Genomic DNA, 13,349 nt, shown 5'->3' on the forward strand with positions numbered 1-13,349 from the left:
CTCCTCCCGCTCTGGACTGGCAGGTCGCGGCAACGCCTGCCGACCAGTCACCGCCAGCCAGCCCCCTGCACGGCCCGCACCACCCCCGCCGCCAGCAACTCGTGCCCGCGCGGCGACGGATGGAAGCGGTCCGAATACAGCCAGGTCCGCCACCACCCGGGCGCCAGGCCCGCCGGCGGGGCGGCGTCCAGGGCCGCGTCGGTGCACTGCGGGAAGTCGACCGCCAGCGGGCACGAGGCTTCGCTGACGGCGGTCAGGCCGAACGCCGCCGGCGTGGTGTTCTGCGCCGTGAAGTCGCTGAAGTAGTCCACCACCACGACGCGTGGCTCGCCGGCCACCAGGCGGGCCAGTTCGGTGTTGAACGTCACGATCCAGCTGCGCACCGCGGTCTCGAACGCCGCCGCGGCGGCCGGGCCCTGCGAAGCCGAGACGCCGGCCGTCAGGCCCTGGCGGAAGCGCGGGGTGAGCGTGAGGTCGGGCACGTTGACGATGGCCACGCGCGTGGCGCCCCGGTCCAGCGTGTTGGCTTTCAAGGCGTTCCAGAAGGTGCGCGCCAGCTGCTGCATGTAGAGGTTGGCGGCAACACTGCCGCCATTGGACTGCGCCAGCGCATCGTTGATCGTCGAGCCGTTGAGCTGCTGGCCCAGCAGCGCGACGAACACGGCCTGGTCGGCGGCGTTGCCGCCCTGCGCGTCCAGGTAGGCATCGGCCAGGCCCGCCGCGTCGTTGGCGCCGGCATCCACCACGATCAGGTCGTTCGCGCGCCAGTTGCCGCCGTTGGCGGCCAGGGCCCGCTCGAACTGGTCCTGGATCGAGAACGGCACGTCGTCGCCACCACGCGTGACGGGGTTGACGATGGCGGCGCTGGCCACGGCGAAGTTGGTGCAACCGGCGTGGGTGGTGAACGTGTCGCCCTCGTCCGTGCTGGAGAAGAAGTTGCACGGGTTGCCCGCCCCGATGGCCCGGGCCACCAGCTCCGGGTACACCGGGTAACCCGCCGCCGGGTTGGCGGCGCTCTGCACGGTCGCCTTGAAGCCGAAGGTGCCGACGTCTGCGAGGCTGTCGCCCACGACGACCAGCCGGGTGCCCGTGGCCGAGCCGGCCGGCGGCGTACCGGGCGCGCCCTCGCTGACGGAATCGCCACCGCCGCCGCAAGCGGCGATGAGACAGACGGAAGTGGCAGCCGCGAGGGCCTGCAGCGTGCGACGGAGAGACATGCGTGGCATCCCGAGTTTCTTGTTGCACGGATGTTCCCTAACGCCGGGCAGGCGCCGTGTAGGAGCGCTGCTGCGGCTCACGACGGGTTTGGATGACCCGGTGTCGGGCAATGGCTCAGCCAGCAGCGCTGAATGGCAGGACGCCCAGACCGGCGGGCCCCGCTCACTCAGCGCCCTTCTCCGCCCGCTGCTTGGCCGGCCCGGCGGCCTTCATCAGGTTCAGCGCGCTGTTCACGATGCCGATGTGGCTGAACGCCTGCGGGAAGTTGCCCAGCATGCGCCGGCCGACGGGGTCGTATTCCTCGGACAGCAGTCCCACGTCGTTGCACAGGGCCAGCAGCCGCTCGTACAGCGCACGCGCCTGCGCCAGCCGGCCCTGCAGCACCAGGTTGTCCACCAGCCAGAAGCTGCAGGCCACGAAGGCGCCCTCCCCCGGCGGCAGGCCGTCGACGCGCGGGTCGGTGATGTAGCGGCACACCAGCCCGTCGCGCACCAGGTCGCGCTCGATGGCGTCCACCGTGGCCACCATGCGCGGGTCGCCGGGAGGCAGGAAGCCCACCAGCGGCAGCATCAGCAAGGCGGCGTCCAGCGACCGCGCGCCGGCGTACTGCACGAAGTGCCCCGCCTCGGGGTGCACGCAGTGGCGGCACACCCAGGCGTGGATCTCGTCGCGCAGCGCGCGCCAGGGCGCCAGGTCCACCGTCGCCTGCAGCATCTCGGCCAGGCGCACGAAGCGGTCGATCGCCACCCAGGCCATCACCTTCGAGTGCGTGAACTGGCGCGGCTCGCCGCGCACCTCCCACATGCCGCGGTCGGGCTCCTGCCAGATGCGCGCGACGTGCCGCATCACGGCCAGGCCGCGGTGCAGGCCCTCCAGGTCGGGCAGCAGTCCCTGCGCGGCCGAGTGCAGCATCACGTCGGCCACCTCGCCGTAGATGTCCAGCTGGCGCTGGCGCGCGGCCGCATTGCCGATGCGCACCGGCCGCGCGCCGCCGAAGCCGGGCAGCCAGTCGGCCTCCCACTCGGGCAGCAGGCGCTCGCCCGCCACCCCGTACATGATCTGCATGTCGTGCGGCGCGCCGGCGGCCGCGCGCAGCAGCCAGTTGCGCCACTCGCGCGCCTCCTCCACGTAGCCCGTCTGCAGCAAGGCCAGCAGCGTCATCGTGGAATCGCGCAGCCAGCAGTAGCGATAGTCCCAGTTGCGGTTGCCGCCCGGCTCCTCGGGCAGCGAGGTGGTGGCCGCCGCCACGATGCCGCCGGTGCGGGCGTTGGTCAGCGCCTTCAGGGTGAGCAGCGAGCGCTGCACCACCGGTGCCAACGGCCCGTCGACGCGGCATCTGCCCAGCCACGCACGCCAGTGGGCAGTGGTTGCGTCCAGCGCGCGGTGCGCGTCCAGCGGCGGCGGTGCCGGCTCGAACGAGACGCCATGGCTCAGCACGAAGGGCACCTCCTCGCCGGCCTGGACCTCGAAGTCGGCGCAGCTGCGGAATTCGCGCCCGACGTGCGCGACCGTCGAGCGCAGCACCAGCCGATGGGCCCCGCCCACCGCGGTGAGCACGCCGTCCTCGTGCGTCACCCACGGCACCGTGAGGCCGTAGCCGAACCGGATGGCAACCTCGCTGCGCAGGCGCATCCGCCCGCGCAGCCCCCGCACGATGCGCACCAGGTGGCGCTGCTGCGTGCCGACGGGCAGCGCATCGACCACCTCCACGCAGCCATCCGGCCCCTCGAACCGCGTCTCCAGCACCAGCGTGCCGTCGCGGTAGCGGCGGCTGGCCTGGAGGCCCGGCGCCAGCGGCGCGATGCGCCAGAAGCCGTTCTCGTCGTCCCCCAGCAGCGCGCAGAACAGCGCCTCGGAGTCCACCCGCGGCCAGCACAGCCAGTCGACCGCGCCGGCACGGTCGACCAGCGCGACGGTTTCACCGTCGCCCAGCAAGGCGTGGTCTTCGATGCGGCGGGGCATGGGCAACGGATGGGCGGACCCATGGTGGCCACGCGCGGCGCCGTCGCCTGTCAGTGGCGCGAGCGCGGCCGTGTCGGACAGCGGACTGCACCGCGACCACGCCTTCTTCACGGGCCGCGCGACCCGATCACATGCGCCGTGTGCTCCGCGCAACGGTGCCCCTCTCGTCGCCGGACGCAGGTTGTACATTCCCCTCCCAGAGAGGAGCCCCCATGGCCAAAGGCGAACAGCGCAGCAACAAGATGGTGAAGAAACCGAAGAAGGACACTTCGCCGCCCAAGGAATCGACCGGGTCCGACCGGCCCATGCCGCCGGTCACGACGGTGCTGCCGAAGGGCAAGCTGAAGAACAAGCAGTAACCCGGCGCGGCGCCCGGCCGGGAAGGATCGACTGGCCCGGCCGGGCCAACGCATCGCGCCTGCGGCTCAGCCGGCGCCGCACCGTCCAGCGTGGCACCGGCCCCAACGGCCCGCGCCAGCACCGAACTACGCGCATTGCCGGCGCGGCCCGACACCGCCGGCCGCGCTGGGCTCCATGCTCCGCGCATGGAACTCAAGCCCCGCATCACACCGTCCGGCCTCGGCGCCGCCGTCGCGCTCACGGCCCTGGGCAGCGCCCTCTGGGTCGAGCATGCCTCGCGGCAGGCCGAACGCCGGCACCACGCGCCGCACCACCACCTGTACATCGACGGCACCCGGCTGCACTACCGGCTGGTCGGCGAGGGACCGCCCGTGCTGCTCGTGCACGGCAACCTGGTCGATGGCGCCGACTTCGAGGCCAGCGGGCTGCTGGCCCGGCTGGCGGACAACCACCAGGTGCTGGTCATCGACCGGCCGGGGTTCGGCCACAGCGACCGTCCGCGCGGCATCGCGTGGACCCCGGCGCGGCAGGCACGGCTGCTGCACCGGGCGGCCGCCGCGCTCGGCATGCACCGGCCGGTGATCGTCGGCCATTCGATCGGCACGCAGGTCGCGGTCGCCATGGCGCTGCAGGAGCCGGCCGACGTGGCCGGGCTGGTACTGGTCAGCGGCTACTACTGGCCGAGCCTGCGGCTGGACCGGTGGATGGTCGCGCCGGCCGCCGTGCCCGTGCTGGGCGACCTGCTGCGCTACACCACCTCGGCCTGGACCGCGCGGGCCACGCTGGGCGCGACCCTGCGCGCGATCTTCGCGCCCGGCCCGGTGCCCGAGCAGTTCCGGCAGCTGTTGCCGGACGAGCTGCTGCTGCGTCCCTTGCAGCAGCGCGCGATCGCCGAAGACGGCGCGCGGATGGTGGCGCAGGCGCGTGCGCTGCGACCGCACTACGGCGAACTGCGCGTGCCGGTGACCCTCGTGGCCGGATCGGAGGACCGCATCGTCTCGCCGCAGCAGTCGGTGCGGCTGCACCGGCAGGTGCCGCGCGGGCGGCTGCGCCTGGTGTCGGGCGTCGGGCACATGGCGCACTACCACGCGCATGCGCAGATCCTGGCCGGCGTCGAGGAGGCGCTGGCGGCCGGACGGCCGGGCCTGGTGGTGCCCGACGATGCGAGCGGCGACGGCCAGGGCGCCGCAGCTGCGCCAGCTGCGGACACGTCCGCGGCCGCGACCGCGCACGCCACCGAGGCCGGCTGACGGCGCTTCAGGTCGCTTGCGCGCCACCGGGCTGCTGCACACCGACCGGCAGCGCCACACGCCCGCGCGGACCACGGCACGCCCACACCGGCACGCCCCCGCCGGGGTGCCGCGTGCCGGCGGCCCGTCCCTCTGTGGAATGATCGCCGCATGCCCTCCACCGCGTTCGACACGCTTCCCCTCTCCCCCGCCGCCCTCGCCAACCTGCAGCGCCTGGGCTACCTGGCGATGACGCCGATCCAGGCCGCCGCCCTGCCGCCGGCCCTGCTGGGCAAGGACCTGATCGCCCAGGCCAAGACCGGCAGCGGCAAGACCGCCGCCTTCGCGCTCACCCTGCTGGCCAACCTCAACCCGCGACGCTTTGCCGTGCAGTCGCTGGTCCTGTGCCCCACGCGCGAACTGGCCGACCAGGTCACGAGCGAGGTGCGCCGCCTGGCCCGGGCGGAGGACAACATCAAGGTGGTCACGCTCTGCGGCGGCGTGCCGCTGCGCGGCCAGCTGGCCACGCTGGAACACGGCGCGCACATCGTGGTGGGCACGCCCGGCCGCGTGATGGACCACCTGGACCGGGGCAGCCTGCAACTGGACGCGCTCAACACCCTGGTGCTCGACGAGGCCGACCGGATGCTGGACATGGGCTTCGTCGACGACATCGCCAAGGTGGCCCGGCAGTGCCCGCCGCAGCGGCAGACGCTGCTGTTCTCGGCCACCTACCCGGAAGGCATCGCCAGGCTGGCGGCCCAGTTCATGCGCGAGCCGGCCACCGTGACGGTCGAGGCGCAGCACACCGCCACCGCCATCGAGCAGCGCTGGTACGAGATTACCGAACGCGAGCGGATCCCCGCCGTGAGCCGGCTGCTCGACCACTTCCGGCCGGCCAGCACCCTCGCCTTCTGCAACACGAAGGCGCGCTGCCGCGAGGTCGCCGCGGCGCTGCAGGCGCAGGGCATCTCGGCCCTGGCGCTGTTCGGCGAGCTGGAGCAGCGCGAGCGCGACCAGGTGCTGGTGCGCTTCGCCAACCGCAGCTGCGCGGTGCTGGTGGCCACCGATGTGGCGGCGCGCGGCCTGGACATCGCCAGCCTGGCCTGCGTGCTCAACGTCGACGTGACGCCCGATCCCGAAGTCCACATCCACCGCATCGGCCGCACCGGCCGCGCCGGCGAGAGCGGGCTGGCCCTGAACCTGGCCACGCTCGACGAGATGGGGGCGGTCGGGCGCATCGAGCAGCTGCAGGGCCAGGAAAGCACGTGGCATCCGCTCGCGCAGCTCACGCCGGGGCGCGGCGACGGCCTGGTGCCGCCGTTCGCCACGCTGCACATCCAGGGCGGCCGCAAGGAGAAGATCCGTGCGGGCGACGTGCTGGGCGCGCTCACCAAGGACCTGGGCTACACGCGCGAGCAGGTCGGCAAGATCGACGTCAACGAGTTCTCGACCTACGTGGCGGTGGAGCGCGGCATCGCGCAGCAGGCCGCGGCACGGCTCAACGCGGGCCGGGTGAAGGGCCGCAGCGTGAAGGTGCGCGTGCTGGACGGCACCGACAGCGGCGACTGACACGCGAGCGCCGGTCCCGGTGCCCGCCCGCACCGCGCGGCGGACGGCTGCGGCCAGACCGCACAATCGGCCATGGCCTTCACCGTCACCTCCTCCGGCCGCCAGCTGGCCATGGCCGTCCTGCTGGCGCTTGCCGTCGCCGGCGCGGTCATCCGCGCGCAGGCCCCCGACCCCTCCACCTGGCACGACATCGGCACGCTGCTGCTGGTGCTGTGGATCCCGGCCGTCGGCAACCTGATCGCCTTCCTCGTGCGCCAGCTCCCGCGCCGCGCGCCGCCGCCGCTGGCCTTTGCGCATGGGACGCCCTTCACGCCGCACGCGCAGGCAGCGTTGGCGGTGGTGGACCTTCCGCCGGGATTCATCGCGTCGCTCGACCCGCAGGAGGCGCGCGGCACCGTGATCACCGGCCGGCGCGGCTACACGGTGCGGCTGGACCGGCCGCTGGCGCAATGGCTGGCCGATCCCGGGCCGCAGCCGGTGGCGCTGGAGTTCCTGCTGCCCCAGGTCGCCCTGCGCGAGCTGCAGCCCGACGTGCAGGTGCACCTGCTGGCCGGCACCACCGCCATCGCGAAGGGCCGCCTGACAACCCTGGCCGCCACGCGGTAGGCGGCGCGCCTGGCGCCGCGTTCAGCGCCGCAGCCGTTCGTCCAGCAGCGCGATCACCGCGTCGGGGGACACCGGCTTGGTCATGTGCGCGTCGAAACCTGCGGCCATGGCGGCCTCCTGGTCGCTCTGCTGGCCCCAGCCGGTGAGCGCGACCAGCAGCGGCTGCCGCGCCAGCGCGCTGTCGGCACGGATGCGCCGGCAGGCCTCGTAGCCGTCGATGTCCGGCAGGCCGATGTCCAGCAGCACGGCGTCGGGCACCTGCTCCTGCACCGCCCGCACGGCCGACGTGCCGTCGTGCGCGACCGACACCACGAAGCCGCTCATCCCGAGCAGCTCCGACAGCGTGTCGGCCGCGTCGTGGTTGTCGTCGACCACCAGCACCCGGGACCCGGCGCGCGTGCGGCCGGCGGGAACGTCCGCCTTCGGCCGGACATCGGCCGGCGCCGGCACCGCCGGCAGCTCGATGCGGAAGGTGCTGCCGTGGCCCAGGCCTTCGCTGGTCGCCCGGATGGTCCCCCCGTGCAGTTCGACCAGCCGGCGCGTGAGCGCCAGCCCGATGCCCAGCCCGGTGTTGCCGCCGTGCCCGCTGTGCCGCTCCTGCACGAACAGGTCGAAGATGCGGTCGAGGTTGCCGGGCGAGACGCCGACGCCGGTGTCCTGCACCTCGAGCACCGCGACGCCGTCGTGCTGCGTCACCCGCACCCGCACGCGGCCGCCCGCGCTGGTGAACTTGACCGCGTTGTTCAGCAGATTCACCACGCACTGCGTCAGCCGGGTCGCGTCGCCGCGCACGAACGGCGGCGGGTCCGCGATGTCCTGCTCCAGCACCAGGGCCGCCCGCTCGACGCTCTCGTGCATGGAATCCGCCGCCGCCGTCGCGACCTCGCCCAGGTCCACGATCTCCTGGCGCAGGTGGATGCGGCCCAGCGTGATGCGCGAGACGTCCAGCAGGTCGTCCACCAGCCGCGACAGGTGCAAGGTCTGGCGCTCGATCGCGGCCCGCGCGCGGTCCACCACTGGATCGGCCGGTCCGCGCATCCGGATCAGCTCCGCCGCGGTGCGGATCGGCGCCAGCGGGTTGCGCAGTTCGTGCGCCAGGGTGGCGAGGAACTCGTCCTTCTGGCGGTCGGCCTGGCGCAGCAGGGCCTCCTGGTTCTGCGCCACCGTCCGCAGCATCTGCTCTTCGACGCGCTGCTTCTCCGCGCGGGCGCCGTCGCGCAGCGCCTGCGCCAGCAGGTCGATCTCCGCGATGCCGGTGTCGCGCTCGGGCGGCGGCGGCCGGCCGGCCAGCACGTCCTCGCCCAGCTCACGCAGCGGACGCGCCAGCCGACGGCTCAGCAGGCTGGCGAGCACCACGCTCACCACCATGGCGGCGATCAGCAGCAGGAACCAGGCCAGCGACGTCAGCCGGGTGGGGAACACGTGGCCGGCGTGCGGCTGGGACACGCGCACCGTGAACCCGTTGGTGGGCGACACGGCGTAGGCGCCGGTGAGGTCGGTGCCGTCGCGCGAACGGGTGCGGTAGAAGCCGCTGGGCGAGCCCGGCTGGATGCCGACGTCGATCGCGCGATCGGCCACGCGCGAGGCGGCCGCGCCGTTGGTCGCGACCACGACGCCGCGCCGGTCGACCAGGGCCGCCCGGATCGCGGGCACGTTGACCGCCGAGGCGAACCGGTCCTGCAGCAGGCCCGGCGGGTACGACAGGATGAGCGCGTAGCGCGACTGCCCGTTGCGCTGCACCGGGATCGACAGCGACAGCGCCGGGCGATGGACCTGCACGCCGTAGTAGAGGTCGCTGTAGACCGCGCGGCCGGATTCGAAGGCCTGGCGCGACAGGTTGCCCGAGCTCAGCGGCAGAGGCCGTCCCTCCCAGACGATCTCCTTGCTCTGCGCGCCCAGCTTCCACAGGTTGGGCAGCGCCTCGCCCCAGGGCACGACGGTGTTGAAGAGCACCTGTCCGTCCGGGCCGACCAGCACGATCAGGCTGCCGGGGATCTTGGCCGTGACCTTGGCCGCGAACTGGCGCAGCTGCTGCCAGTCGCCGGTGTCCACCAGCTGGGACGCTCCCAGCACCTCCAGCTGGGCATGGCCGCGTTCGAACTCGGCGTCCACCGCCTGCACCAGCGTCTGCGCCAGCGCGGCGAGCCGGGTCTGCGCGATCCGGTTCTCCTGCGCCGTCTGCAGCGCCATCAGCCCCAGCGTGCCGAGCAGCAGGGGCGTGATCACCGCGGCCAGCAGCCGGCCGAGGACATGGTTGAGGTTCTGGGGTTTCGGGACACGCATCGGGCGCACGCCGGGGAGCGGCGGCATCGGCCTCCCCAAAGCTGAGCGTCGAATCTACCCGAGGGTCGGCCGTCCGGTTGTGGGAGGAGCCCCCGCCCGCGCATCGGCGCCGGGATCATGGCGCTGCCGCGAATCGTCCGGCGCCTGCGCCCGCTCCGTCATGCCGTAGTCGCGCACCACGCCGGCGACCCGCAGCCGGTAGTCGGCGAAGGCGTGCTCGCGCCCGAATGCCTGGGTGCTGCGGTGCGCCTCCAGGTTGCGCCACTGCCGCACCGCCTCCTCGTCGCGCCAGAAGCTCAGCGAGAGCAGCTTGCCCGGCTGGCTGAGGCTCTGGAAGCGCTCGATCGAGATGAACCCGTCGACCTCTTCCAGCAGCGGCCGCAGGGCCGCCGCGGCATCGAGGTAGGCCTGCGTGCGGCCTTCGCGCGGCACGACTTCGAAGATCACGGCAAGCATGGCGGGCTCCCTGGACGCGGTGGGCGCCATCATGCCCCCACGCCCGCCTGCGGCGCGGAGGCCCATGGCTGCGAGGTGCCGGGCACCAGCTCGCAGAACGAGCGCTCCTCGCGCAGGATGAACCGCTGCCGCTGCGCCAGCGCGAAGTTGTCGCGGCCCTCGGGGTCGGTCCTCAGGCGCTGGCGGTAGGCCTCGTAGGCGGCCAGGCTCTCGAACCCGATCAGTCCCCAGGCAATGTCGTTGGTGCCCTCGTGCGGCAGGAAATACCCCAGCAGCCGGCCGCCGCAGCGGGGGATGATGCGGCCCCAGTGCTCGGCATAGGCGCGGAACGCCTCGCGCTGGAACGGGTCGATCTGGTAGCGGATGAAGCAGGTCAGCATGGAAGTCCTTTCGTTTCGTGCAGGCCCATCGTCCCGCGCCGGCGGCGTCCGATGCTTCGTCCCGGAACGAAGTGTCGCCCCTGCCCGCTGCGGCACACTGCGGCCGTGAACACCAACCAGATCGCCCGTATCGCCGCCCTGGTCGCGGAGCCCGCGCGCACCGCCATGCTGGTGGCCCTGATGGACGGCCGGGCGCTCACGGCCAACGAGCTGGCGACCGCCGGCCACGTCACGCCGGCGACCGCCAGCCGGCACCTGGGGCTGCTGGTGGAGGCCGGGCTGCTGCGCGTGCAGCAGCAGGGCCGGCACCGCTACCACCGGCTCGCCTCGGCCGAAGTGGCCCGCGTGCTCGAAGGCATCATGCAGCTGGCCGCGCGCACCGCTTCGCCGCCGGTGCGCGTGGCGACCGGCCCGCGCGACGCCGCCATGCGGTTGGCGCGCACCTGCTACGACCACCTGGCCGGCGGCCTCGCGGTGGCGATCGCCGAGCGCCTGGTCGACGAGGGCGCCGTGGTGATCGACGAGGACACCGCCACTGTCACCGACCGCGCCGGGCCGGTGCTCGCCGGGCTGGGCCTGCGTTCGGAGATCGTCCATGCGCAGGGCCCCGGCGGGCGGCCCGCCTGCCGGCCGTGCCTCGACTGGGGCGAGCGCCGCATGCACCTGGCCGGCCGCCTGGGCGCCCTGCTCTGCGCGCACAGCCTGCAGATGGGGTGGCTGCTGCAGAAGCCCGATTCGCGGGCGCTGACCGTGACGGCCCGCGGTGCGGTCGCGTTGCGCGACTGGCTGGGCGTCGAGCGCTGGCAGGCGCTGACCGACGGCCCGCCGGCGAACCCATCCGGGTCCGGCCTGCCCGCACCGTGAGCGTCGGCGCCCGGCACCGCCGCGCCCGCGTCGGCCGGCGGCGCGGCGCGTGCCGCCACCCGCGGGATTTCACTGCCTTGCGCCGCGTGGCTCGGCGATATGCTGGACCTGCCATGCGCCAGACGGACCTGAGCCAACTCTGGGCAGCCTCGTCGAGGCTCGTCGAACTGGCCTCGGGCGACGCACCGCTCGATGCGGTCCTGACCGAAGTGGCGGCGGTCGCCCAGGCGATGGTGCAGGGCCGCAGCCGCAGCAGCGTCGTTGTCGGCGAGATCCGCCAGGCCTGCATCGAAGGGCTGCCGGGCGCCGGCACCGGTGGCCGCACCGCGAGCCGCTGGTCGTTCCCGATCCTGTCCAACACCGCGGTGCTCGGAACCATCGACGTCCAGCTGCGCGAGCCGCGCGACCCGTCGCGCAGCGAGATCGCCGCCCTGCGCTACCTGGCCACCATCGCCTCGGCCGCGATCGACCGCGAGCGCTTCCGCCTCGCCCCGATCCGCACCCGCCCGCGCGGTCCGCGCGACGTGCTGCCCCCGCCCGGCCTGCGCGCCGGCGAAGGCATGGACAGCATCCGCCGCTTCATGGCGGCCGACCAGCACGGCGACGAACCGACGCCCTAGCGCCTGGACGGTGCTGCCGCCGTGCGCCTGTGGGGCTCGACGCACCCGGTGCACCGGACACGCCGGCCCGAACGGGCCAGCCGGCCGCGCGCGCCCCGCTTCCTGCCTAGACTGGACACTCCTGCAGGGAGACCCCATGAACCTCACGACCCACATCGGCCCGGTGGCGGCACTGGTCGCCGGCATCCTGATCCTGGTGATGCCGCGGCTGCTCAACTACATCGTCGCCATCTACCTGATCGTGATCGGCGCCGTCGGCCTGTTCGGCCGCTGACGCCGGCCGGGCGGGGTACGCCGCCGCGCCATGCCGTCCCGGGGCGACCGGGGCGCGCTCAGGCGATGTGGAACACCTGCCGCAGGTAGGCCAGGAAGGTCGCGTCCTGGCTCAGTGTCTTGCCGGGCGTGTCGGAGATCTTGGCGACCGGCTGGCCGTTGGCGGCCACCAGCTTCATCACGATGTTGATCGGCTGGAGCCCGACGTCGTTGGTCAGGTGGGTGCCGATGCCGAAGCCGGTGGGGGCGCGGTCGGCGAAGGTGTCGTACAGCCGCAGCACCGTCGGCGTGTCCAGCGCGTCCGAGAACACCAGCCGCTTGGTGTGCGGGTCGATGCGCAGCTGGCGGTAGTGCGCGATCGCCTTCTCGCCCCAGGCGACCGGGTCGCCCGAGTCCTGCCGCAGGCCGTCGAACAGCTTGGCGAAGTACAGGTCGAAGTCGGCCAGGAAGGCATCCATGCCGACCACGTCGGTGAGCGCGGTGCCCAGGTCGCCGCGGTACTCCTGCACCCAGTCTTCCAGCGCGGCGCGCTGGAAGTCGCGCAGCCGCACGCCCAGTGCCTGGTAGGTCTGCAGGTATTCGTGGGCCATGGTGCCGATCGGCACCAGCCCCAGGTCGCGGGCCAGCAGCACGTTGGAGGTGCCCTTGAAGAATTCGGGCACTTCGTCGCGCAGCGTGGTCACCACCTCCCGCTGCCAGGCGCCGGAGAAGCGGCGGCGCAGGCCGAAGTCGAAGAACTCCAGCGGGTGCGTTCGGGCCGGCGCGACGTCGACGGCGCGCAGCAGGTCGATCTTGTCGCGCAGGCGCTGGCGGCCGGTGGCCAGCGCCGCCTCCAGGTCGAAGCGGCGGAAGTACAACTCGTTGACGGTGGCCAGCACGTGGATCTCGAAGTCCATCACGTGCACCTGCGGGCCGCAGGCGCGGATGCGCAGGCGGTCGCCCTCGGCCCAGGCGCGGATGAAGCGGCGCTGGAACTGGAACAGCCGCAGGAAGTCGACGAAGTCCGGCTTGATGAACCGCAGGCTGCACAGGTAGTCGAGCTCGTCCTCCCGGAACCGCAGGCTGCACAGGTGGTCCAGCTGCTGCTGCAGTTGCGGCAGCAATGCAGTCAGCGGGAACTGCGGCTGGCTGCGGCAGACGAATTCGTACTCGGCCACCGTCTGCGGGTGCCGGTGCAGCAGGGCCTGCCACATGGTGAACTTGTACAGATCGTTGTCGAGCAGGCTGGTGACGACGGGCTGGAAGGCGGTCATGGCGGTGTCGGCGAAGATGCCCGGCAGCGTACGCCCGGCGGGGTGCGGGTGGAACTCATCCGGCAAAGATGACGTCGACGGCTGCCCGACCGAAGCCGTCGAAAAAGAAGCGGCAGCCCGCCACGCCAGCGTCGCGGCGGCGGGGCAGTCGCGCGGGGGCGGACCGGTCACCCGGGCGCCCGTCACAGGCGCTCGAACCGCAGCAGTTGCGGCGACGTGTCGTCGCGCGGCACGATCGGCAGGGGCACCAGCGCCGCCGCACAGGCAGCGGGC

Annotated in this window: 13 protein-coding genes; 7 read left to right on the forward strand and 6 right to left on the reverse strand. The window is 73.1% G+C overall.

What is annotated here, in order from left to right; genetic code table 11:
- Positions 1 to 47: 47 nt before the first annotated feature.
- Both VFE82_RS14270 and VFE82_RS14275 read right to left on the reverse strand, forming a co-directional pair.
- Positions 48 to 1,217: an SGNH/GDSL hydrolase family protein gene (locus VFE82_RS14270; protein WP_325000981.1), complete on the reverse strand. Its 1,170-nt coding sequence runs from the start codon at positions 1,215 to 1,217 to the stop codon at positions 48 to 50.
- Between the two features lie 163 nt (positions 1,218 to 1,380).
- Positions 1,381 to 3,180 carry a glycoside hydrolase family 15 protein gene (locus VFE82_RS14275; RefSeq protein ID WP_325000982.1) on the reverse strand — a complete coding sequence of 600 codons (1,800 nt, stop codon included), beginning with the start codon at positions 3,178 to 3,180 and terminating at the stop codon, positions 1,381 to 1,383.
- A gap of 212 nt (positions 3,181 to 3,392) precedes the next feature.
- Here VFE82_RS14275 and VFE82_RS14280 point away from each other — a divergent pair, with 212 nt between their 5' ends.
- From VFE82_RS14280 to VFE82_RS14295, 4 genes are all read left to right on the forward strand, one after another.
- A complete protein-coding gene (locus tag VFE82_RS14280; protein WP_325000983.1) occupies positions 3,393 to 3,539 on the forward strand; it encodes a hypothetical protein in 147 nt (48 codons plus the stop codon).
- A 186-nt stretch (positions 3,540 to 3,725) separates the two neighbouring features.
- Entirely contained in the window at positions 3,726 to 4,790 is a 1,065-nt protein-coding gene (locus VFE82_RS14285) for an alpha/beta hydrolase (RefSeq protein ID WP_325000984.1), read from the forward strand.
- Positions 4,791 to 4,940: 150 nt separating this feature from the next.
- Positions 4,941 to 6,341 carry an ATP-dependent RNA helicase DbpA gene (dbpA, locus tag VFE82_RS14290; protein WP_325000985.1) on the forward strand — a complete coding sequence of 467 codons (1,401 nt, stop codon included), beginning with the start codon at positions 4,941 to 4,943 and terminating at the stop codon, positions 6,339 to 6,341.
- Between the two features lie 72 nt (positions 6,342 to 6,413).
- Positions 6,414 to 6,947, forward strand: a complete 534-nt coding sequence (locus VFE82_RS14295) for a hypothetical protein (RefSeq protein WP_325000986.1) — start codon at positions 6,414 to 6,416, stop codon at positions 6,945 to 6,947.
- Between the two features lie 21 nt (positions 6,948 to 6,968).
- Here the strand turns inward: VFE82_RS14295 and VFE82_RS14300 are convergent, their stop codons facing one another.
- From VFE82_RS14300 to VFE82_RS14310, 3 genes are read right to left on the reverse strand one after another with little or no spacing between them, the layout of a single operon-like run.
- The gene (locus tag VFE82_RS14300; RefSeq protein WP_325000987.1) at positions 6,969 to 9,257 is read right to left on the reverse strand and encodes an ATP-binding protein; all 2,289 of its coding nucleotides are present in this window, start codon (positions 9,255 to 9,257) and stop codon (positions 6,969 to 6,971) included.
- A gap of 27 nt (positions 9,258 to 9,284) precedes the next feature.
- Positions 9,285 to 9,686 carry an antibiotic biosynthesis monooxygenase gene (locus VFE82_RS14305; RefSeq protein ID WP_325000988.1) on the reverse strand — a complete coding sequence of 134 codons (402 nt, stop codon included), beginning with the start codon at positions 9,684 to 9,686 and terminating at the stop codon, positions 9,285 to 9,287.
- 29 nt (positions 9,687 to 9,715) lie between these two features.
- Complete coding sequence (locus VFE82_RS14310) at positions 9,716 to 10,066, reverse strand: NIPSNAP family protein (protein WP_325000989.1); 351 nt, start codon at positions 10,064 to 10,066, stop codon at positions 9,716 to 9,718.
- 105 nt (positions 10,067 to 10,171) lie between these two features.
- Here VFE82_RS14310 and VFE82_RS14315 point away from each other — a divergent pair, with 105 nt between their 5' ends.
- The 3 genes from VFE82_RS14315 (at position 10,172) to VFE82_RS14325 (ending at position 11,824) form a co-directional block, all read left to right on the forward strand.
- Positions 10,172 to 10,930, forward strand: a complete 759-nt coding sequence (locus tag VFE82_RS14315; RefSeq protein ID WP_325000990.1) for a helix-turn-helix transcriptional regulator — start codon at positions 10,172 to 10,174, stop codon at positions 10,928 to 10,930.
- Positions 10,931 to 11,043: 113 nt separating this feature from the next.
- Positions 11,044 to 11,550 carry a GAF domain-containing protein gene (locus tag VFE82_RS14320; protein ID WP_325000991.1) on the forward strand — a complete coding sequence of 169 codons (507 nt, stop codon included), beginning with the start codon at positions 11,044 to 11,046 and terminating at the stop codon, positions 11,548 to 11,550.
- Between the two features lie 136 nt (positions 11,551 to 11,686).
- Entirely contained in the window at positions 11,687 to 11,824 is a 138-nt protein-coding gene (locus tag VFE82_RS14325; RefSeq protein ID WP_325000992.1) for a DUF3096 domain-containing protein, read from the forward strand.
- A gap of 58 nt (positions 11,825 to 11,882) precedes the next feature.
- Here VFE82_RS14325 and pncB read toward each other — a convergent pair whose 3' ends face one another.
- Positions 11,883 to 13,076: a nicotinate phosphoribosyltransferase gene (gene pncB, locus VFE82_RS14330; protein ID WP_325000993.1), complete on the reverse strand. Its 1,194-nt coding sequence runs from the start codon at positions 13,074 to 13,076 to the stop codon at positions 11,883 to 11,885.
- Positions 13,077 to 13,349: the final 273 nt, after the last annotated feature.

It is taken from the genome of Ramlibacter sp., from assembly GCF_035655895.1.
Classification (GTDB): domain Bacteria; phylum Pseudomonadota; class Gammaproteobacteria; order Burkholderiales; family Burkholderiaceae_C; genus Ramlibacter.

Excerpts from the sequence above, each read along its gene's own strand:
- VFE82_RS14320 (WP_325000991.1), top strand. The coding sequence starts at position 11,044 with ATGCGCCAGACGGACCTGAGCCAACTCTGGGCAGCCTCGTCGAGGCTC.
- VFE82_RS14305 (WP_325000988.1), bottom strand. The coding sequence starts at position 9,686 with ATGCTTGCCGTGATCTTCGAAGTCGTGCCGCGCGAAGGCCGCACGCAG.
- VFE82_RS14280 (WP_325000983.1), top strand. The coding sequence starts at position 3,393 with ATGGCCAAAGGCGAACAGCGCAGCAACAAGATGGTGAAGAAACCGAAG.
- VFE82_RS14300 (WP_325000987.1), bottom strand. The coding sequence starts at position 9,257 with ATGCCGCCGCTCCCCGGCGTGCGCCCGATGCGTGTCCCGAAACCCCAG.
- VFE82_RS14310 (WP_325000989.1), bottom strand. The coding sequence starts at position 10,066 with ATGCTGACCTGCTTCATCCGCTACCAGATCGACCCGTTCCAGCGCGAG.
- VFE82_RS14285 (WP_325000984.1), top strand. The coding sequence starts at position 3,726 with ATGGAACTCAAGCCCCGCATCACACCGTCCGGCCTCGGCGCCGCCGTC.
- VFE82_RS14270 (WP_325000981.1), bottom strand. The coding sequence starts at position 1,217 with ATGTCTCTCCGTCGCACGCTGCAGGCCCTCGCGGCTGCCACTTCCGTC.
- VFE82_RS14275 (WP_325000982.1), bottom strand. The coding sequence starts at position 3,180 with ATGCCCCGCCGCATCGAAGACCACGCCTTGCTGGGCGACGGTGAAACC.
- VFE82_RS14325 (WP_325000992.1), top strand. The coding sequence starts at position 11,687 with ATGAACCTCACGACCCACATCGGCCCGGTGGCGGCACTGGTCGCCGGC.
- pncB (WP_325000993.1), bottom strand. The coding sequence starts at position 13,076 with ATGACCGCCTTCCAGCCCGTCGTCACCAGCCTGCTCGACAACGATCTG.
- dbpA (WP_325000985.1), top strand. The coding sequence starts at position 4,941 with ATGCCCTCCACCGCGTTCGACACGCTTCCCCTCTCCCCCGCCGCCCTC.
- VFE82_RS14295 (WP_325000986.1), top strand. The coding sequence starts at position 6,414 with ATGGCCTTCACCGTCACCTCCTCCGGCCGCCAGCTGGCCATGGCCGTC.